1 protein-coding gene is annotated in these 246 nt (G+C 59.8%); it reads left to right on the top strand.

Annotated elements, in window-relative coordinates; translation table 11 throughout:
• Window positions 1–246: dTDP-4-dehydrorhamnose 3,5-epimerase family protein (locus SCA31_RS24975; protein ID WP_410699640.1), on the top strand; the 246-nt coding region annotated here is incomplete at both ends.

Below are 246 nucleotides of genomic sequence, written 5' to 3'. Positions count from 1 at the left end.
CAAAGAGAACTGGCACCGGCGCAAACTGATCGACGCCGGCATGCCGGACTTTGGTCCCGTGCAAAACAACATCTCCTTCAACGCCCAGAGGGGCACCACACGCGGCATCCACGCAGAGCCTTGGGATAAGTTCATCTCCCTTGCCTCGGGCCGTATTTTCGGGGCTTGGGTGGATCTGAGGGAGGGCCCCTCTTTCGGTACCTTGTTCACGGCCGAACTGTCTCCCCATGAGGCTGTCTTCGTTCC

It is taken from the genome of Chryseobacterium sp. SIMBA_028 (genome assembly GCF_046535285.1).
In the GTDB taxonomy this organism is placed as follows: Bacteria; Bacteroidota; Bacteroidia; order Flavobacteriales; family Weeksellaceae; genus Chryseobacterium.
The sequence above is the reverse complement of the archived record's forward strand: the minus strand, read 5'-3'. Positions and strand labels throughout refer to the sequence as shown.